Source organism: Lysinibacillus sp. NPDC093712 (assembly GCF_050280025.1).
Taxonomy (GTDB): Bacteria; Bacillota; Bacilli; order Bacillales_A; family Planococcaceae; genus Lysinibacillus.
In genome coordinates this window covers 56,136-74,377 of record NZ_JBNNUU010000001.1, presented here as the reverse complement: position 1 = coordinate 74,377, position 18,242 = coordinate 56,136, and the positions used below count along the sequence as shown (strand labels likewise).

Sequence of the window (18,242 nt, the reverse complement as noted above, 5' to 3'; positions counted from 1 at the left end):
AAAGCGACAAGCACATTTCCTCTATTACTTAACGCCGTTAAAAGTTTCTTGGAATTTGGTCATAAATAAATCCGTTTCTTGCTCTGTATCTCCATTTTCCTCCTCAGGTAATGGAGGCATTTCTTCAATACTATTTAAACCAAAGTAATTTAAGAACTCTTTCGTTGTGCCATATAAAATAGCACGTCCAGTTCCCTCTGAACGGCCAACCTCTTTCACTAGCCCTCTGGAAGCAAGTGTTTGCAGTGGTCGTTCACATTTTACGCCCCGTAAATCTTCAATCGCCACCCTTGTAATAGGTTGTTTATACGCCACTATCGCCAATACTTCTAAGGATGCCTGAGACAATGATTGTGCAGTCGGATTCTCTACTAATTTTTGAATCGTATCTGCAAGCTCTGGCTTTGTAATTAACTGGTAAACGCCAGCCATTTCTTTAATTGTAATTCCTCTATTTTCATCTTCGTCAAATGCTGTACGTAATGCATCCATAGCTTGTGCAACAACTTCTTCTGCATCACCAAGTAAGTGTGCTAATTGCTTAATCGTTAAGCCATCATCTCCCACAACAAATAATAAAGCTTCAATTCTACTTTGTAGGATCATTGTTTTCGTCATCATCCCATTCCTCCTTCTGTAATGTGACCGTTAGTTCTTCAAAATTACCGTCTTGCTCTACAATGACAATCTGACGTTTCATCAGTTCAAGCAGTGATAGAAACGTTAAAATCAATGTTGGTTTATCTTCATAGGGAAAAAGCTCGAAAAATGATGCACGTCCACCTGTGGAACGTAAAGAATTGACAACAGAACGCATTTGATCTTTAACAGAGCGTTCCTGCCTCGTGACAGTTGTTTTCAATGGTTTTTTTAATTTTTTTCTGCGCATCAGCTTTTGAAAGGCACCAAGCATATCATATATATTGACATTCATATCAAACAACGCCATTTGCTCATCTGATGCCAACCCCGATAAATCTGTAGGTGGTCTTGTAAACACCTGCGCTCTATCTGATTCAAGCTCCTGTAGGCTGCCTGCAGCTTCTTTATATTTTTTATACTCTATTAAACGTTGAACCAGTTCCTCACGAGGGTCAGGTCCATCGACTTCAATTTCCGCATCCTCTAGCTCACCTTCATGTATCGGTAAGAGCATACGACTTTTAATGGCTAACAGTGTAGCAGCCATCACTAAATACTCACTCGCCTCATTTAATTCCAGTACCTGCATTGCATGGATATGATCTATATATTGTTGCGTAATTTCAGCCATTGGAATATCATAGATATCAATTTCCAATCTGTGAATTAAGTGCAATAATAAATCAAGAGGTCCTGAAAAGGCTTCTAATTTTACTTCATAAGACATTATTTTACCACCCTGATATTCAATGTTCTTTTAGTATAGTGGAAAGGAGTCCAAAATGCATCCACAGCACCATACTTTATTTATTGATTACTGTGCCTATTTCAATGGCAATGGGGATTTTTTTGAATGCCATGAAGTACTCGAGGAATATTGGAAGGACATCGCGCCTGGCAATAAAAATCATCCTCTTGTAGGTTATGTTCAATTAGCGACCGGATTATATCATTGGCGTCGCGGCAACGCAACTGGTGCTTTCAAAATCCTACATAAAGCACTCAATAATTTTCAACTCAATAAAGGAAATGTGTTTTTTCATGAAATAAACTACACAATTCTTATCACACAATTAACCGAAACGCTCAACAATATTCAAATGGGCAAGGCCTTTCAAGCGTTTCAATTACCGCTAATGCCCGCTTTACATGATTTAGTGATGGCGCGCATACTACTTTTACCGGAAAGTAGCTCTGATTATCTTCTTCATAAACATATGCTCCGTGATCGCTCACATATTCTTGCTGAACGACAAGAAAGCAAACAAAGAAAAAGCAGACGTTAATTTTCGTCTGCTTTTTCTTCATTACATTGTATACATTTTTGAACAAATTCACGCGTTTCATCCGTTGCACGCACATGTTTGTATTGGCCAAGTTCTGCTACTTCTTGTAGCATTTCCTTTGCCACACCTTCACCTCTATAAGATGGAACTACAGAAACGTGCTGAATAGTTGCTGTGTTATTGTCTACTACAAGCCCGACGATACCAACATACTCATCGTTCTTTTTCCATAAATATAATACCCAATTCTCATCATTTTCATAGGATTGGATTGTCTCTGTGAGCTTTTTAATGTCTTTTTCGTTAGGCATAAACGAGAGTAGCCCCATCGCTATTTTCTCGAAAGCTTTTTTATATCGAATTAACATAATTGTCTATTCCCTCTTTTTCTAGCTGTACATAATCTTTGACTATCCTACACGATTTGTACTATTACCGCAAGCCAATTTCTGTCTTACGAACCAGGGCCGAGAATACCTTTTGATGCTAACACCCAATAGACAACGCCCCACAATAAAATAAATGTCGTCATGGACGCTAATAATACCCATTTATTTTTTCTCAAATTCATTCACCCTTTTTTAACGTTAACGGGAGATCATTTTGTACAATATCTTCATAACTTTCACGTTTAATGGCTAATTGGTGCTGTCCATTTTCTACAAATACCACCGCTGGACGTGGTACACGATTGTAGTTGCTCGCCATTGAATAGCCATATGCCCCTGTACAGAAGATTGCTAGTACATCACCTGAAGCTGCTTCTTGTAATTTTGCATCGATAATCAATTTATCGCCCGATTCACAAAGTTTTCCAGCTACAGTGTACGTTTCTTCTTTTGGTGCATTGGCTTTACTCGCAATGACCGCCTCGTATTTCGCATCGTAAAGTGCAGGACGAATATTATCACTCATTCCACCATCAACTGCAATGTAGTTCCGTACATCTGGTACTGTTTTTTGAGAACCTATTGTATAAAGTGATGTTCCTGCATCGCCAACCAGTGAACGACCTGGTTCAATCCAGATTTCTGGCATCGTTAGCCCAAGTACCGTTGCTTTATTTTTCACAACTGTAATCATGTCCTCAACATATACTTGCGGTTCAAGCGGTGCGTCTTCTTCTGTATAGCGAATACCAAAGCCCCCACCTAAGTTTAACACAGTGCACGTAAAACCGTGAGTCTTGTTCCAGTTAGAAATCTTGTCGATTAATTTTTCTCCCGCTAAACCAAAGCCAGCTGTATCAAAAATTTGAGAGCCTATATGGCAATGTAAGCCTAAAAGCTGTAAGTATTCATGTTTAAATGTTTGCTCAAATGCTTCATCTGCTTGGCCATTGTTTAAGTCAAAGCCAAATTTAGAATCAGCTTGCCCTGTCGTAATGAAATCATGTGTATGTGCCTCAACACCTGGTGTGACACGTAACAAAATACGCATGTTTTGCTGACGGCGCTCTGAAATTTCTTTTAAAAGCTTAATTTCATAGAAGTTATCTACTACAATACAACCAATTTTTGAGTCAAAGGCTTGCTCTAATTCGGCAATACTTTTATTATTGCCATGGAAATGTATACGCTCTGCAGGGAATCCAGCTTTTAATGCTGTAAATAGCTCTCCTCCAGAGACAACATCCAATGATAGATTTTCCTCTGCTGCTAATTGATACACCGCTACACATGCAAATGCTTTTGAAGCATAAGCTACTTCTGCCTTTACACCTAGTTTTTTAAATGTATCGATAAAGCTGCGTGCACGCTTTCGAATAAGCGCCGTATCGTACACAAAAAGTGGTGTACCGTATACTTTTGCAAGCTCTAATGTGTCTACTTGTCCTATTGTTAAATGTCCATCTTCAGAAATCGCTTGTGTTCCATATAAATGCATTTGCATCTCTCCCTTTTCACGTCTCCATTTTGTGACAATTGCACCTCTGGGTGTACCCAAAAACTTAGTTTTGAAAACATCCGATTGAGGCTTTATCTTTTACGAGCATGTAAATGGCTCATTACTCATACCATTTAAGCATGCTAACAAAAATAATTTTTGCAAAAATCACAAAATACTATAGGTGAACTTTATCACATGAAAAAAGTGAGTGCAACGGCTCCTATGATCTTTTTCGCTGTTTGGAATTGACGACAAAAGGTCTTAATGCATCCGACGTCATTGGGAAACGGATAATTACCCGAAGCATCGCTGTCGGGAAAAATGGTACGAGCGGCCATAAATACGGCGCTTGTAACGGACGTAATGAACATAAATACGTAAATAATATAAATATCCCAATGAATAATCCATCCGCCCCCCAAATGCCTGTCATAAGGAGCAAAAAAATTCTAAAGAGCTTAATGGAAATACTTAACTCATAAGATGGAATAATAAATGTAAATATTGCTCCTACTGCTGTGTATAACACAACTTCTGATGAGAAAACGCCAACATCAATTGCGATTTGTCCAATGATGACCCCTGCTACTAATCCCATTGCAGTGGACAATGGCGTAGGGGTATGAATGGCGGCCATCCGTAAAAATTCAATCCCTATATCAGCTATTAGAATTTGCAGTAATATTGGAATATGTGATTTTTCCTGACTACCTAAAAAGGACAAGGTATCAGGTAATAACGATTCGTTCGTTACAAATAAGTACCATAATGGTAATAATAGTAGCCCCATAATCGTTCCGAAATAACGCATAAAACGAACAAATGTCCCAACAATTGGGGCTTGTCTGTATTCTTCAGCATGCTGCAATAAATGAAAAATTGTAACAGGTACTAAAATAACAGAAGGTGAAGTATCCACCATGATGGCCACATGCCCCTCTAATAAATGAGCAGCGACAATGTCGGGTCGTTCTGTATAACGTACAAATGGTATTGGGTGAAACTTTTGCTTAAATAGCCACTCCTCTAGAGATTTATCGGCCATCGTCAAACCATCATGGTTAATTTGACCAAGACGCTGTCGCAATTTATCGAGCATTTCCTCATTTGCAATATCCTTCATAAACGCAATTGCCACATCGGTTTGACCGATTTTGGATATTTTATGTAGCTCGAAACGTAAATTACTGTTGCGTATGCGTCGACGCACTAAAGCTGTATTTTGTGAAATCCCTTCCGTAAAGCCATCCCTTGAACCACGTATTACCTTTTCGTTATCAGGCTCTTCTGGTGATCGCCCTGGATAATTTCGCAGCTCAGCAACATAACAGTAACCACTTTTAGTGATAAATGTTACTTGTCCACTTAAAATGGCGAGCAAATAGGCTTTACGCTCTGTTTCTTCAGAACGACCATGAAAATTGAAAAGTGTTTCAAAATATTCTTTCTCATTGTCAATTTCAATGTCTTCTTCAGGTAACATATTAGATAGTAATTGTGTTAGCGCCTCCCCATCTACAAGTCCACTAATATATGCACAAAGAACCGGCAAATCTTTGACAAATAAATGCTTAATTCCAACGTCAAATGATTCGCCGTCCCCAAATTGCTCTTTAAGAAAATTTTCGGCTTCTTCTAAGCTGTTAAATAGTTTATTTGTCATGGTGTCACCATTTTCTTAGATGTCTTTTTCTACTCCATGTTCAACTGTGGCACTCGTTGCCATCCAGCTTTTTAACTGCGCTAAAATCTTTTTCTCTAAACGAGATACTTGTACTTGTGAAATACCAAGCCTGTTGGCAATTTCAGTTTGTGTACAGTCTGCAAAATATCGTAAATAAATAATGGATTGCTCTCTGGGGTCTAATCTTGTTAGCACTTCTTTGAGCGGAATATATTCAAATGGTTGCTCAGATTTTTCATCCTTCATTTGGTCCATTAATGTAATGGAATCCCCTTCACTTTCATACAATTGCTCATGTAAGGAAGCAGGATCCCTTAAAGCATCCGATGCCGTTACGATTTCCTCTGTCGTAACACCAAGTACTTGTGCTAAATCTTGAATGGTCGGTGGATGCTCATTGTTCTTAATAAATTCATCAGTTGCATGGCGTATTTTAAAGTTAAGCTCACGAATAGAGCGGCTAACCTTCACCATGCCATCATCCCTTAAGAAGCGCTGTATTTCGCCGATAATCATCGGCACCGCATATGTGGAAAACTTCACATCGTATGCTAAATCAAACTTATCTACAGATTTCATAAGCCCTATACAGCCAATTTGAAATAAATCTTCGAGCTCCACGCCCCTTGTAGTAAAGCGTTGGACGATGGACCATACAAGTCTCGTATTCCCCTCAATCATTCGTTTACGAGCTTCATGGTCGCCCTGTTGTGAACGCGCAATTAAATCACGCATTTCCTCCTGTGACAAAAGCTTATCGGACGACTGTTCTATCGGCTTCACGGTAGCAACCTCACATTACTGCCGTGCGAACCGAGTAAAATTTTTTCGTAAACGTTACTGTTGTACCTTGTTGCCATCTAGACATTACTGTCAGTTGATCTGAAAAGCTATCCATAATTGTAAAGCCCATTCCGGAACGTTCCATTGCACTTTTCGTTGTAAACAAAGGTTCCATTGCTTGACTCACATCTGCAATACCAACCCCTTTATCCATTACAGATACGGTTACAATATCATCCTCACGCTTTGCATGAACTGTAACAACACCTTTGCCATCCTCTTCGTAACCGTGGATAATGGCATTGGAAACAGCTTCCGAGACAACTGTTTTAAATTCTGATAGTTCATCTATTGTTGGGTCTAATTGTGCGATAAAGCCCGTAATAGCCACACGTGCCAGAGCTTCATTTTCGCTAATTGCTAAAAAAGTTAATGTCATTTCGTTATCCATTTACAATCCCCCTAACTCGATCAATCGCTTCTTCCTCTGTTGCATCCATCATCCACGGACCTAAACCTGAAAATTGAAATACTTTTCGCATTGTCGGCGATGGATTCAATAAAATTGTTCTTCCAGCCACTGCCTCTAATTCACGCATTCGACCTAGCACAAGGCCTACACCCGAACTATCCATAAACGATAGTCGCTCAAAATTCCAAATGATGGTCGTTACAGCGCCTTGAAAAATTGCTGTAGAAATTTTAGCCCGAATTTGCTCAACTGCATGATGATCGAGCTCACCAAATAAACGTATAACTACTGTTTCTCTCGTTACCATTTCTAATTGAAAATGCATGAACATCGCCTCCTCCTCGTGCAATTCCACATTCCATATGACAAATCCTTGCTGTTGACAGAACTAGTGCCAAGTCCCTCGAAATAGTGTAAAATCGACATTCTTATTGCTTTTAGGTTAAGTGCAGTATGGGATAAATAAGAAAGTTTTAAACGTGGTCTACACTTTTTGTAAGTGTTACTGCGTGGAAGGCTTTTTTATGTAGTTATTTGGTAAAATAGTTGCCAAACAACAAAAGAAAAAAGTGGTAGATTGACTGAAGTCAATCTACCACTTTTTTGCAATGTCGTTGATGTTTACTAAGGCGGACGCTTTCCACGGGCACACTGTAAGCTGTAACCGTCGCTATCGCGTCACCAGTTGCGTCTTGCATGCTTCCCGCAGAAGTATACGCCTTTCTCTACCATCAACTAGTGTATTCTATTTTTTATTTATGCAATTGTATAAGCTTGCTGTACTTTATCGACTGTTTCCTCGTTGATTTCACTGTTTGAATACAGATAAGCAATCGTTTCACCAGCTGTTACACGGTCACCTTTTTTTGCGACTAGTTGAATGCCTGCATCATAATCTAGTGCGGATTCCTTCGTTAAGCGACCTGCACCAAGACTAACGCTTGCCTCACCAATCATTAATGCATTAATAGACTCTACAACGCCTTCTGACGCTGCTGTTACAGCAATCTTGTGAGCCGTATCATTTTGCACAATATCCGCTAAATCTCCGCCTTGTGCCACTATAAATTCCTCAAACTTAGCGGCTGCAGAGCCGTCGTCTAACACTTTCTTAACTGCCGCTACTGCTGTTGTTTCATCCACTCCAGCTGCAATCTGATACATAAGTGAAGAAATAATGATGCACTCCTCAAGTAAATCAGCGTGTGTCTCTTCTAAGCGACCATTTAGTAAGGCATATGCCTCCACTACTTCAAGCTTATTACCAATCATTTTCCCGAGTGGATTATCCATATCACTTATATGTGCGACTACTTTACGTCCTAGTTTTTCACCAATCGCTGTCATCGCCTCAGCTAATTTTTTCGCTTCTTCTTCCGTTTTCATAAATGCGCCAGAGCCACATTTGACATCTAACACAATGCCATCTGCGCCACTTGCAATTTTTTTACTCATAATAGACGCAGCAATTAACGGAATAGAATCGACAGTACCCGTTACATCACGCAATGCATAAAGTTTTTTGTCTGCTGGCACAAGATTACCCGTTTGACCAGCAACAGCAATTTTATGTTTATTGACATTATCAATAAATTCTTGTGAAGACAGCTCTGTTTTTAAGCCTCGAATCGATTCTAGTTTGTCAATTGTACCACCTGTAATACCAAGGCCTTTACCACTAAACTTCGCCACTGGAATGCTTAGTGAAGCAATGATTGGTGTTACGATTAACGTTACTTTATCACCGACACCTCCTGTTGAATGCTTATCAATTTTAAAGCCTTCAATCGAAGTTAAATCAATGACATCTCCTGATTCAATCATTGCCTTCGTTAAATAAAAAGTTTCTTCATCTGTCATGCCAATTAAGCGAATGGCCATTAGCAAAGAGCTTGCCTGATAATCCGGAATAGAACCTGTTGTATAGCCTTCAACAAAGTATTGAATTTCTGCCTGTGAAAGCTCCTTACCTTGTTTTTTCTTTTCAAATAGTTGCACCATATTCATGGAAAATTCCCCCTTATTTTAAATCATTTAAGAAACTTTTACCGAATGGTGGTGCTTCTACATTGAAGTTTTCAGCGACAGTTGCGGCAATATCTGCAAAAGTCTCACGTAGAGCTAGCTCGCTACCACCTTTAAAACGTGGTGAATAGATAATTAGTGGTACGTATTCACGTGTATGATCTGTGCCAGGGAATGTCGGATCATTTCCGTGGTCAGCTGTAATCATAAGTAAGTCATCTTCTGTCATTGCCTCTAAAATTTCAGGAAGGCGTGCATCAAATTCTTGTAGGGCATTGCCATAGCCAAGTGGATCACGGCGATGTCCAAAATTTGCATCAAAATCTACTAAATTTAAGAAGCTTATCCCGTGGAAATCACGTCGTGCAACTTCTGCAAATTGATCCATACCGTCCATATTATTTTTTGTACGAACTGCATCCGTAACACCTTCGCCATTGAAAATATCAGAAATTTTACCGATAGCGATTACATCTAACCCTGCATCCTTTAATGCATTCATCGTAGTGCGACCAAATGGCTTTAATGCATAATCATGACGATTTGGCGTACGCGTAAAGTTACCTGGTGTTCCGATAAATGGTCGTGCAATAACGCGTCCTACTAAGTACTCTGGCTGCAATGTTAACTCACGTGCAATTTCGCAAATTTTATATAGTTCTTCAAGTGGAATGATTTCTTCATGTGCAGCAATTTGTAATACAGGATCAGCAGATGTGTAGACAATGATTGCCCCCGTGTCCATATGTTCCTGCCCAAAATCATCAATCACTTGTGTGCCACTTGCTGGCTTATTACATAGCACTTTTCGGCCTGTTCGTTGTTCAAGCTCTGCAATAAGTTCAGCAGGGAATCCTTCTGGGTACACTTTAAATGGTTTATCAATGTTAAGACCCATAATCTCCCAGTGACCTGTCATTGTGTCTTTCCCAACAGATGCTTCCTGCATTTTCCCGTAGTATGCTTTTGGCGCATCCACTGCTTGCATTCCTTGAAGCGGCTCAATATTTGCTAAGCCAAACGATTCCATAACGGGCATTGTAAGCCCATTCATTTTTTCAGAGATATGGCCTAATGTATGTGCGCCTACATCTCCGAATTTAGCTGCGTCTGGTGCCTCACCAATCCCAACTGAATCCATTACAACGACATGGATTTTTTTAAATGGTTTATTCATAATTATTGCCTCCTAATCTCACGACTCCATTTTACCAAAAACAAGCTAAAGGATAAAGGTCAGACATCCGACTAAGGTAAATATTTATTCTTTTATACGGAAAGAGACTCTATCCATCACTTATTTTTTTATGTTAAGCACGTGGATGGTACTGTTTATATACCTCAGAAAGTCTCGTTTTACTAATATGCGTATAAATTTGGGTTGTAGAAATATCTGCATGACCTAGCATCTCCTGCACTGCACGTAAATCAGCTCCATTCTCCACTAAATGGGTAGCAAACGAATGGCGTAAAGTATGTGGTGTTAGCTCATGTTGGATGCCTGCCTTTAATGCGTGCTCCTTCATTAATTTCCAACAACCTTGTCTAGTTAAACGTTTTCCACGTTGATTTATAAAAAATGCATCTGTTTTTGGATATTTCCCTTGTAATGTTCCTCTTGCGCCATCTAAATAAACACTCAAAGCAGAAAGCGCACTTTTTCCTAGTGGAATGATGCGTTCCTTGCCTCCCTTGCCAAACACACGCACAAAGCCCATTGTCAAATGAATATCAGCTAAATCAAGTGCAATCAGCTCACTAATACGCATACCAGAGCCATAAAGCAACTCTAGCATCGCAACATCACGAATACCTTGCGGCTTACTGCGGTTCGGCGCTACCAGTAAAGCTTCAATTTCTTCAATGGAAAGGACATTCGGAAGTTTTTGTTCAATCGTTGGCATTTCTAAATGGACTGTTGGATCTGATTCTGTTCTCTTTTCTCGAAGTAAAAATTGGTGGAAACTACGAATCGATGAAATATGGCGCGCAACAGTACGGCTTGTCTTTCCTTGCATACGCAGTTGTTCTAAATGACGTAATATAGTTGTCCGTTCAACATGCCGAAAATCAGACATCCCTTCAGCTTCTTGCAAAAAATGTACATAGTTTTCTAAGTCTCGGCGATAGGATGCTAATGTATTAACGGATAATTGCCGCTCTACCTGGATAAAATGGATATAATCCTCTATTGCATATTGAAATTCATTCATCACAACGCCCCCTCACTGTCAATTATTCTCTATTTTAGCACGCCTATAAAAAAAGTGCGAAAGGGCTCACTTCAATCAAATTGACTAGTTTAATAGAAAGTCCAAGCATCCAAGTGAAAAAACAAAAAACTGCCTAATGCAATCTATACGTAAGATTTCATCAGACAGTTTTTCGTTATTGTTCTTCATTCGTTTCGTCGGTTTTATCATGACAACGCCAGCAAATACCGTGGAAAGTTAGTCGGTGATCTTTTATAATAAAGTTCCAACGTTTCTCAACAACGGCTTCCACATCCTCAAGTAAATCTTCTTGAATTTCATCTACAGCACCGCACTCGATACAAACTAGATGATGGTGGAAATGTGCAGCTCCTTCTTGGCGCAAATCATAGCGTGATACGCCATCGCCAAAGTTGATTTTGTCGACGATTTTAAGCTCTGTTAGTAATTCTAAAGTTCTATAAACAGTAGCCAGACCAATTTCAGGTGCCTTATCTTTTACTAAAAGATAGACATCCTCTGCACTTAAGTGGTCCTCTTCGTGCTCTAGCAAAACAGCAACTGTTGCTTCTCGCTGCGGCGTCAGCTTATAACTAGCACTATGCAACTGTTTTTTAATACGATCAATACGGCTTTCCATGTGACGCCCCCCTAAACTCATTTCATTATACCAAAGGAGTAAATCCTATTACAAGATAGTGATTAGATTTCAAATGCATTTATGCTTTTAGCTGTTTCTTCACTTGAGTACGTACGATATTACGATAAACTCAGCAACTATTATGATGAAAAAAGCGATAAAATTCAACAAAATTGTCCGTCCATTCATCTTTTTCCCGATTTTTCGCTTTGACCAGGCGGGTACAAGTAAATTACATAATACTAGCAACAATATACAATAGATAAGCTGAAATGGAAACCACCAAATCGTATATAGCCAAAACGCCTCAAGTTTTTGCAGTAAAAATACGGAGCTAAATCCAAAAAAAGTTGCGCGCATTGCAACTGTAACACGTACTAAAACTTTTAAGACACTATGTGTAGCAAGTAACAATATAATGCCGACTGAAGCGGCGACAGGTAGCACTAAACGAAAAATAGATTGCCTGTCCACATCTGCTAAACGAGGTTCTATAAATAAAATAAAAGGCTCTGCATTCGCCCCTCCAATAATATGAAAGCAGATGACGCCACAAACGAAGCTCACTGCAACAATTGATGCGTGATAAAATAGAGAAACCGTACGAGACATTAGCATGCTCCTTTTCTATCAAGGTTTGTACAGCTTATGCTCGTCCGCTTCTATTATGCTAAACTTTATTTATCTTGTTGCAATGCAAACCAAAGTACGGCAAACGCTGTCTTAGCGTCATATATACGCCCATCAGCGACCATCGCTTGTGCCTCTTCCAACGAAACTTCTAGTAATTCGACAAATTCATCTTCATCTAGTTCTGCGCTATTTTCAATCTGATATAAATCTGTCCCTACAAATAGATGAATCACTTCATCCGCAAAGCCTGGTGAAGTGGCAAACGCTTGTAAATACTCGAATTGATGTGCACCATAGCCTGTCTCTTCTTCTAGTTCTCGACGAGCAGTATTGATCGGTTCCTCACCTATTTCAATTTTACCAGCAGGAATTTCTACAATAGAACGCTCAAGCGCTTTACGATATTGCTCAACCATAACGATCTTGCCTTCGTTGGTAATGGCAATGATTGCTACCGCACCTGGGTGCTTAATAATTTCACGCTTAGCCGACTTGCCATTTGGTAATGTGACATCATCGACCTGTAACTTAACGATTTTCCCATCATAAATTGATGTCGTTTGTGTCGTTTTTTCTTCAAACTTTTTCATTGCCCATAACCTCGCTTGTTCTTCAGATATGTTCATTGTACCATTACAAGTAGAGAAATCGAAGGAGGGCATTCGTATGAAAAAAAGACAGCTCGGCTCAAGTAATTTATTTATTTCAGAAATCAGCTTAGGAGGTATGTCTCTTTCGACAAACAAAAATAATGCAGCAGCCATTATCGATATGGCACTAGATGCTGGTATTAATTACATTGACACAGCAGATTTATATGATTTTGGTGCAAATGAGCAAATTATTGGTGCCATTTTGGGCAAACGTCGACAAGATATAATCGTCGCAACTAAAGTAGGCAATCGTTGGTCACAAGGTGTGGATGGCTGGCATTGGGATGCCTCCCCTACATATATTAAAGAGGCCGTGCATCAAAGCCTGAAAAGACTTAATACAGATTACATTGATGTCTATCAACTACATGGTGGCACGATAGAGGACGATTGGGATGGCATTATTGACACATTTGAAAACTTGAAAAAAGACGGTGTCATTCGAGAATATGGCATTTCCTCGATTCGACCTAATGTACTGAAACGATTTTTACCAGCCAGCTCTGCCAAAAGCGTCATGATGCAATATAGTGCGTTAGATCGTCGCCCCGAAGAATGGCTAGATTTTATTGCCAGTGAAGGTGCTTCGGTAGTAACACGCGGCACTGTTGCGAAAGGCTTACTAACAAATACGTGGCACGAGCGTTTGCAACGTGTTAACGGTTATCAAAACTATTCAGCGGATGAATTAACAACGACATTAACAGACTTAGCAAAACAATATGAAGATTTACATGCATTAGGGCTTGCCTTTAATTTGAAGGAACCTACTATTGCTTCAACTGTGATAGGTGCTAGTTCACAGGAACAACTTGTCCAAACACTTACAGCCTACGAAAAAGTCAATTCCATTACTAACTTTGACGTAGCCAATACACTGACAAAAGCAGAACAATACGCAGACCACCGATGAAAAAATGGCTCATTTTATTACTCCTTTTAGTTATTCTCGCCATTTCCTCTAGCATGAGCTACGAACAACAATCTATTATTCCTAAGCTAGAGGAACTGTTGGTCAATAAACCTTTTGAAGCACAACTGTCAGTATTAAAAATTCCATATTGGGATACAGTAGTGTCTGTTGAGGAGCGTGGCTACTTTGAATTTGTAGAATTTCTAATTCGAAAGTTTACGCATTTTATAGGTTTTGGATGTATTGCGCTCGGTGTTTACTTTGCATGGGGAAAACGGCGTTTTGCCGCGGGCGTCGCCATTGCCCTTACCGCAGTGATTGCGATGCTAGATGAATTCCGCCAAAGTTTTACACCTGGACGAACAATGAACGGGCAAGATGTCCTAGTAGATACAGCTGGTGCTATTGTTTTTATTAGCATCGCCTTCACCGTGAAGAAAATACGGATGTTTAGAAAATAAATTATGTTGGGGCTATCGGCGATTTAAAGCATTTTATCGGCGATTCTCACGGAGTTACCGGCGATTCCAAGCACTCTATCGGCGATTCTCACGGAGTTACCGGCGATTCCAAGCACTCTATCGGTGATTCTCACGGGGTTACCGGCGATTCCAAGCACTCTATCGGCGATTCTCACGGAGCTACCGGCGATTCAAAGCATCCTATCGGCGATTTTCACGGAGTTACCGGCGATTCTCGGCATCCTATCGGCGATTCAAAGCATTTTTGTGGCGATTCTCCATAGTTTATTGGCGATTCCACACATTTTTGTGGCGATTTCTATTGAGCTACCCGCGATTCCAAGCATCCTATCAAAATAAACTAAAGAAACAGTGAATCTCTATTAAGAGATTCACTGTTTCTACAAAACTAAGACTAAAATTTCGAGCCTTTATCACCGTACTCGTTTAATAATTCTTCAAACGATTTGTTTTTCTCACGTTGCTTGCGCTCAAAGGCTAGCTGTGCTTGACGCTCTTCCTCTGCCGCCTGCTCTTTCGCTGATAAATCTTGTTTTGCAGCTTTTAACTTCGCTAACACATCACCACCAAGCTGGTCGGCTAATGTAACAGCTTCTTGCTTTGGCAGACTTGCTGTGAAACGATCATCTACACGCTGCTGTTGTTGTTTTCGTTTTTTTCCCATTACTTTCACCTTCTTACTAACATTAAGGGCGTTGAACAACTGTTGCTACACCTTGTCCACCACCGATACATAATGTGGCAAGGCCCGTTTTTGCATCACGCTTCTCCATCTCATGTAGAAGTGTGACTAAAATTCGTGCCCCGCTTGCACCAATTGGGTGGCCAAGAGCAATTGCTCCCCCATTTACATTTAGTTTATCATGATTGAAGCTTAGTTCGCGATCTACAGCAATTGATTGTGCCGCAAACGCTTCATTCGCTTCAATTAAATCTACATCTACTAAAGATACATTCGCCTTTGCTAACGCTTTTTTCACCGCAGTTACTGGACCAGTCCCCATAATTGACGGATCTACGCCAGAGCTCGCATTTGCTGAAATTTGTGCCATTGGCTTAATCCCTAACTCTAACGCCTTCGCTTTTGACATCACTACAACTGCCGCTGCACCATCGTTAATACCAGAAGCGTTCGCTGCAGTTACTGAGCCGTCCTTTTTAAATGCTGGGCGTAGCTTTGATAAGGATTCCGCTGTAACGCCTGCACGTGGAAACTCATCTTGATTAAAAATAATCGCATCGCCTTTTCGTTGAGGAATTTCTACAGCAACGATTTCATCATTAAATTTACCAGCAGCGATAGCCGCTTCTGCACGTTGTTGTGAACGTGCTGCAAAAGTATCTTGCTCCTCACGTGTAATTTCATACGCATCACATAAATTTTCCGCAGTAATGCCCATATGATAATCATTAAATGCACACCATAAACCATCATGAATCATCGTATCCACGACTTTTTGATCTCCCATGCGGAAGCCTTCACGTGCATTTTTTAATACATACGGTGCTTGGCTCATATTTTCAAAGCCACCTGCTACTATGATGTCCGCATCGCCTGCTACAATTGCCTGCGCTGCTAAATGCACTGCTTTTAAGCCTGAGCCACATACTTTATTAATTGTTAAAGCAGGCACTGTATGTGGTAATCCCGCTGCAATCGATGCTTGACGAGCCGGATTTTGTCCAAGTCCAGCCGATAAAACATTCCCCATGATGACTTCATCGACTTGTTCACCTGCTACGCCAGCGCGCGCTAATGCTTCTTTAATAACGATACTTCCAAGAGTTGTTGCCGGCACATCCTTTAATGTTCCTTGGAATGAACCGATTGCAGTACGCACGGCACTAACAATCACTACCTCGTTTGTCATAATCATTCTCCCCTTTTCCCCGTTCAAAAATCAACACTGCATGCATATGCTACTAGCAGATAACTATATTTTAACAAATATTTTGACGATTTTCGATAACGGAAATAATCGCAGTATTTCAAAGGTTGTTGTAAAATGTTGTCGTGTTTTAAACAAATATAGTTGGGAACATTACAATTAAGAAACATGCATTTACCTTATGATAACTTAGGGACGAATGCCTAGACATACAAAGAAACAAGTCGTGGAGGTATTGAAGATGAAAAAGAAAATGCTTTTATTTTCAGGTATTACAACGACGCTTGCCGCTGCTGCAACGGGGCTGTTCGGCTTTGCGCTTTCTAATAAATTAATGTATATTCAGCAAAAAGACCCCGATTTTATTCGTGAACGCGAAACAACTGCCAAACGTTTTGACGAAGCTTGGTACAATAAAAATTTTAAATGCGAATTAAATATTGACTCTCCTAATGGCTACTCCATTCGCGGCATTATGTTCCAACCACTGCAAACAAATAATACAATGATTATTTGCCACGGGGTTACAGAAAATAAAATTAACTCGGTCAAATATGCACGTCTTTTCGAACGACTTGGGTACAACTCCGTTATTTTTGACCATCGAAGACATGGGGAGTCAGGCGGCAAAACTACAAGCTATGGCTATTATGAAAAAAATGACTTAGATGCTGTTGTAAAAACCGTGAAAGCGATGATTGGTGAAGATACCATCCTTGGTATTCATGGTGAATCAATGGGTGCGGCAACAATGTTGTTGTATGCGGGATCGGTTGAAGATGGAGCTGATTTTTATATTGCAGATTGTGCCTTTTCAGATTTTTCAATGCTGCTTAAACAAATTGCGAAGACAGAATTTAAATATGGATCTATCATTCCGATTCGTTTCGCTGATTTCTTTATACGACTACGCGATGGTTATTCATTTAAAAGTGTAACGCCTTCTGAAGCTGTCACACACATCGAAAAGCCGGTTCTCTTTATCCATAGTATTCCGGATACATTTATTCCCGCTTCCATGTCACTCGATTTATATAATAAAAAGACTGGACCGAAAAAGTTAAAGCTTTTTGACAAAGGTGCGCACGCTCAGTCCTTTAATGAAAATATGGCTGAATATGAAGATCTGATACATGACTTTTTAGAAAGTTTTATTTATCAAAAAATAAATCACGATTCTTCCTCATCCAATGTTATTCCTTTTCATCGTTAAATGAAAAACCTTGCAAGCAAAATGTCCATCTGATTAAAGGACATTTTACAATTTGCAAGGTTTTTTATTATTCCGCAAAAACGATATGCCATTCATCACGTTTTGCTAAAAATTCTTTTGCAAGTGCCTGTGCACCTTCAAGACTATGACTTGCTGCCCAGCCACATTGCACTTCATTACACGCTGGTACTGCTGTTGCATTCGTGACATCTGTAAATGTTTTTTCTAAAATCGATAGCAATTCATCATAATTATTATGATTAATCAACGATACATAAAAGCCTGTTTGACAACCCATTGGACTGAAATCGACAATATGGTCAGAGTAATTGCGAATAATATCAGCCGATAAATGCTCTAAAGAATGGAGTGCTGGCATTTCCATATGCTCCTTATTAGGCTGTTTTAAGCGAATATCGTATTTATAGACTTCATCACCACTTTTTCCTACTTTTACACCCGCTAAACGGACATAAGGTGCTTTTACTTTCGTATGGTCTAAATCAAAACTTTCCACATTTGTTTTTTCACGTTCCATTGCTAACAACTCCTTTTCTTTCAATACTAACTATTATAACTGGTTTTCTATGAAATGTGTAAATTTTTAAAATAGAATGATAATTCAGATGCACCCTTACACAATTTTTCAAAATAATAACAGTCTAAACCATTCCTCTTTTGAAAAAATTTTTTCGCACTTTTTATTACCGTTATTCTGATAACCTAATTAATAAAGGTTTTATCAAGTAAAAAATTTTTTCTTCTCATTTGTCAAAAAAATTTTCTGTATTTACTAACTTTTCTTGAAATAGTAGTATCATAGC

General features: G+C 39.5%; 21 protein-coding genes. 4 read left to right on the top strand and 17 right to left on the bottom strand.

The window, feature by feature from the left end; all coding sequences use genetic code 11:
• Nucleotides 1-24: 24 nt before the first annotated feature.
• Both scpB and ACQKNX_RS00390 read right to left on the bottom strand, forming a co-directional pair.
• A complete protein-coding gene (scpB, locus tag ACQKNX_RS00395; RefSeq protein ID WP_427428240.1) occupies nucleotides 25-618 on the bottom strand; it encodes an SMC-Scp complex subunit ScpB in 594 nt (197 codons plus the stop codon).
• Nucleotides 590-1,369: a segregation/condensation protein A gene (locus tag ACQKNX_RS00390; protein WP_427427063.1), complete on the bottom strand. Its 780-nt coding sequence runs from the start codon at nucleotides 1,367-1,369 to the stop codon at nucleotides 590-592. Before ACQKNX_RS00390 ends, scpB begins: the two co-directional genes overlap by 29 nt.
• A 55-nt stretch (nucleotides 1,370-1,424) precedes the next feature.
• On the opposite strand from ACQKNX_RS00390, the gene ACQKNX_RS00385 reads away from it, so the two are divergent.
• Nucleotides 1,425-1,928 (top strand): DUF309 domain-containing protein, encoded by a 504-nt coding sequence (locus ACQKNX_RS00385; protein WP_427427062.1) that lies wholly within the window; start codon nucleotides 1,425-1,427, stop codon nucleotides 1,926-1,928.
• Here ACQKNX_RS00385 and ACQKNX_RS00380 read toward each other — a convergent pair.
• The 12 genes from ACQKNX_RS00380 to ACQKNX_RS00325 form a co-directional block, all read right to left on the bottom strand.
• Nucleotides 1,925-2,296 (bottom strand): GNAT family N-acetyltransferase, encoded by a 372-nt coding sequence (locus ACQKNX_RS00380; protein WP_427427061.1) that lies wholly within the window; start codon nucleotides 2,294-2,296, stop codon nucleotides 1,925-1,927. The two genes, ACQKNX_RS00385 and ACQKNX_RS00380, sit on opposite strands and share 4 nt — an antisense overlap.
• Before the next feature lie 199 nt (nucleotides 2,297-2,495).
• Entirely contained in the window at nucleotides 2,496-3,815 is a 1,320-nt protein-coding gene (gene lysA, locus ACQKNX_RS00375; protein ID WP_427427060.1) for a diaminopimelate decarboxylase, read from the bottom strand.
• A gap of 223 nt (nucleotides 3,816-4,038) precedes the next feature.
• Nucleotides 4,039-5,481: a spore germination protein gene (locus ACQKNX_RS00370; protein ID WP_427427059.1), complete on the bottom strand. Its 1,443-nt coding sequence runs from the start codon at nucleotides 5,479-5,481 to the stop codon at nucleotides 4,039-4,041.
• Between the two features lie 15 nt (nucleotides 5,482-5,496).
• Nucleotides 5,497-6,285: a SigF/SigG family RNA polymerase sporulation sigma factor gene (locus ACQKNX_RS00365; protein ID WP_427427058.1), complete on the bottom strand. Its 789-nt coding sequence runs from the start codon at nucleotides 6,283-6,285 to the stop codon at nucleotides 5,497-5,499.
• Between the two features lie 10 nt (nucleotides 6,286-6,295).
• Nucleotides 6,296-6,736 carry an anti-sigma F factor gene (gene spoIIAB / locus ACQKNX_RS00360; protein ID WP_427427057.1) on the bottom strand — a complete coding sequence of 147 codons (441 nt, stop codon included), beginning with the start codon at nucleotides 6,734-6,736 and terminating at the stop codon, nucleotides 6,296-6,298.
• Nucleotides 6,729-7,082: an anti-sigma F factor antagonist gene (spoIIAA, locus tag ACQKNX_RS00355; protein ID WP_024361503.1), complete on the bottom strand. Its 354-nt coding sequence runs from the start codon at nucleotides 7,080-7,082 to the stop codon at nucleotides 6,729-6,731. Before spoIIAA ends, spoIIAB begins: the two co-directional genes overlap by 8 nt.
• A 431-nt stretch (nucleotides 7,083-7,513) precedes the next feature.
• On the bottom strand, nucleotides 7,514-8,764 hold the full coding sequence (locus ACQKNX_RS00350; protein WP_427427056.1) for a thymidine phosphorylase: 1,251 nt from the start codon (nucleotides 8,762-8,764) through the stop codon (nucleotides 7,514-7,516).
• A gap of 13 nt (nucleotides 8,765-8,777) precedes the next feature.
• Nucleotides 8,778-9,959 (bottom strand): phosphopentomutase, encoded by a 1,182-nt coding sequence (gene deoB, locus ACQKNX_RS00345; protein ID WP_427427055.1) that lies wholly within the window; start codon nucleotides 9,957-9,959, stop codon nucleotides 8,778-8,780.
• A gap of 133 nt (nucleotides 9,960-10,092) precedes the next feature.
• Entirely contained in the window at nucleotides 10,093-10,995 is a 903-nt protein-coding gene (xerD, locus tag ACQKNX_RS00340) for a site-specific tyrosine recombinase XerD (RefSeq protein ID WP_427427054.1), read from the bottom strand.
• Between the two features lie 175 nt (nucleotides 10,996-11,170).
• Complete coding sequence (locus tag ACQKNX_RS00335) at nucleotides 11,171-11,635, bottom strand: Fur family transcriptional regulator (protein ID WP_340825543.1); 465 nt, start codon at nucleotides 11,633-11,635, stop codon at nucleotides 11,171-11,173.
• Nucleotides 11,636-11,734: 99 nt separating this feature from the next.
• Entirely contained in the window at nucleotides 11,735-12,247 is a 513-nt protein-coding gene (locus ACQKNX_RS00330; RefSeq protein ID WP_401008750.1) for a hypothetical protein, read from the bottom strand.
• A 65-nt stretch (nucleotides 12,248-12,312) separates the two neighbouring features.
• Nucleotides 12,313-12,858, bottom strand: coding sequence for an NUDIX domain-containing protein (locus tag ACQKNX_RS00325; RefSeq protein WP_427427053.1), 546 nt, complete (start codon nucleotides 12,856-12,858; stop codon nucleotides 12,313-12,315).
• Nucleotides 12,859-12,934: 76 nt separating this feature from the next.
• Between ACQKNX_RS00325 and ACQKNX_RS00320 the strand changes: the two genes are divergently transcribed.
• Both ACQKNX_RS00320 and ACQKNX_RS00315 read left to right on the top strand, forming a co-directional pair.
• The gene (locus ACQKNX_RS00320) at nucleotides 12,935-13,834 is read left to right on the top strand and encodes an aldo/keto reductase (protein ID WP_427427052.1); all 900 of its coding nucleotides are present in this window, start codon (nucleotides 12,935-12,937) and stop codon (nucleotides 13,832-13,834) included.
• Nucleotides 13,831-14,295, top strand: a complete 465-nt coding sequence (locus ACQKNX_RS00315; RefSeq protein WP_427427051.1) for a VanZ family protein — start codon at nucleotides 13,831-13,833, stop codon at nucleotides 14,293-14,295. The genes ACQKNX_RS00320 and ACQKNX_RS00315 overlap by 4 nt, the downstream gene beginning before the upstream one ends.
• A 415-nt stretch (nucleotides 14,296-14,710) precedes the next feature.
• On the opposite strand, the gene ACQKNX_RS00310 is transcribed toward ACQKNX_RS00315, so the two are convergent.
• A complete protein-coding gene (locus tag ACQKNX_RS00310; RefSeq protein WP_427427050.1) occupies nucleotides 14,711-14,980 on the bottom strand; it encodes a YqkE family protein in 270 nt (89 codons plus the stop codon).
• A 22-nt stretch (nucleotides 14,981-15,002) separates the two neighbouring features.
• Nucleotides 15,003-16,187 (bottom strand): acetyl-CoA C-acetyltransferase, encoded by a 1,185-nt coding sequence (locus ACQKNX_RS00305; RefSeq protein ID WP_427427049.1) that lies wholly within the window; start codon nucleotides 16,185-16,187, stop codon nucleotides 15,003-15,005.
• A 259-nt stretch (nucleotides 16,188-16,446) separates the two neighbouring features.
• Between ACQKNX_RS00305 and ACQKNX_RS00300 the strand changes: the two genes are divergently transcribed.
• Nucleotides 16,447-17,418, top strand: coding sequence for an alpha/beta hydrolase (locus ACQKNX_RS00300; protein ID WP_427427048.1), 972 nt, complete (start codon nucleotides 16,447-16,449; stop codon nucleotides 17,416-17,418).
• Between the two features lie 67 nt (nucleotides 17,419-17,485).
• On the opposite strand, the gene ACQKNX_RS00295 is transcribed toward ACQKNX_RS00300, so the two are convergent.
• On the bottom strand, nucleotides 17,486-17,956 hold the full coding sequence (locus ACQKNX_RS00295; RefSeq protein ID WP_427427047.1) for an S-ribosylhomocysteine lyase: 471 nt from the start codon (nucleotides 17,954-17,956) through the stop codon (nucleotides 17,486-17,488).
• Between the last annotated feature and the right edge of the window lie 286 nt (nucleotides 17,957-18,242).

Bases quoted from the DNA above. Each gene is read 5' to 3' on its own strand.
- scpB (WP_427428240.1), bottom strand. From the start codon at position 618: ATGACGAAAACAATGATCCTACAAAGTAGAATTGAAGCTTTATTATTT.
- ACQKNX_RS00390 (WP_427427063.1), bottom strand. From the start codon at position 1,369: ATGTCTTATGAAGTAAAATTAGAAGCCTTTTCAGGACCTCTTGATTTA.
- ACQKNX_RS00385 (WP_427427062.1), top strand. From the start codon at position 1,425: ATGCATCCACAGCACCATACTTTATTTATTGATTACTGTGCCTATTTC.
- ACQKNX_RS00380 (WP_427427061.1), bottom strand. From the start codon at position 2,296: ATGTTAATTCGATATAAAAAAGCTTTCGAGAAAATAGCGATGGGGCTA.
- lysA (WP_427427060.1), bottom strand. From the start codon at position 3,815: ATGCATTTATATGGAACACAAGCGATTTCTGAAGATGGACATTTAACA.
- ACQKNX_RS00370 (WP_427427059.1), bottom strand. From the start codon at position 5,481: ATGACAAATAAACTATTTAACAGCTTAGAAGAAGCCGAAAATTTTCTT.
- spoIIAB (WP_427427057.1), bottom strand. From the start codon at position 6,736: ATGGATAACGAAATGACATTAACTTTTTTAGCAATTAGCGAAAATGAA.
- spoIIAA (WP_024361503.1), bottom strand. From the start codon at position 7,082: ATGCATTTTCAATTAGAAATGGTAACGAGAGAAACAGTAGTTATACGT.
- ACQKNX_RS00350 (WP_427427056.1), bottom strand. From the start codon at position 8,764: ATGAATATGGTGCAACTATTTGAAAAGAAAAAACAAGGTAAGGAGCTT.
- deoB (WP_427427055.1), bottom strand. From the start codon at position 9,959: ATGAATAAACCATTTAAAAAAATCCATGTCGTTGTAATGGATTCAGTT.
- xerD (WP_427427054.1), bottom strand. From the start codon at position 10,995: ATGAATGAATTTCAATATGCAATAGAGGATTATATCCATTTTATCCAG.
- ACQKNX_RS00335 (WP_340825543.1), bottom strand. From the start codon at position 11,635: ATGGAAAGCCGTATTGATCGTATTAAAAAACAGTTGCATAGTGCTAGT.
- ACQKNX_RS00330 (WP_401008750.1), bottom strand. From the start codon at position 12,247: ATGTCTCGTACGGTTTCTCTATTTTATCACGCATCAATTGTTGCAGTG.
- ACQKNX_RS00325 (WP_427427053.1), bottom strand. From the start codon at position 12,858: ATGAAAAAGTTTGAAGAAAAAACGACACAAACGACATCAATTTATGAT.
- ACQKNX_RS00320 (WP_427427052.1), top strand. From the start codon at position 12,935: ATGAAAAAAAGACAGCTCGGCTCAAGTAATTTATTTATTTCAGAAATC.
- ACQKNX_RS00315 (WP_427427051.1), top strand. From the start codon at position 13,831: ATGAAAAAATGGCTCATTTTATTACTCCTTTTAGTTATTCTCGCCATT.
- ACQKNX_RS00310 (WP_427427050.1), bottom strand. From the start codon at position 14,980: ATGGGAAAAAAACGAAAACAACAACAGCAGCGTGTAGATGATCGTTTC.
- ACQKNX_RS00305 (WP_427427049.1), bottom strand. From the start codon at position 16,187: ATGACAAACGAGGTAGTGATTGTTAGTGCCGTGCGTACTGCAATCGGT.
- ACQKNX_RS00300 (WP_427427048.1), top strand. From the start codon at position 16,447: ATGAAAAAGAAAATGCTTTTATTTTCAGGTATTACAACGACGCTTGCC.
- ACQKNX_RS00295 (WP_427427047.1), bottom strand. From the start codon at position 17,956: ATGGAACGTGAAAAAACAAATGTGGAAAGTTTTGATTTAGACCATACG.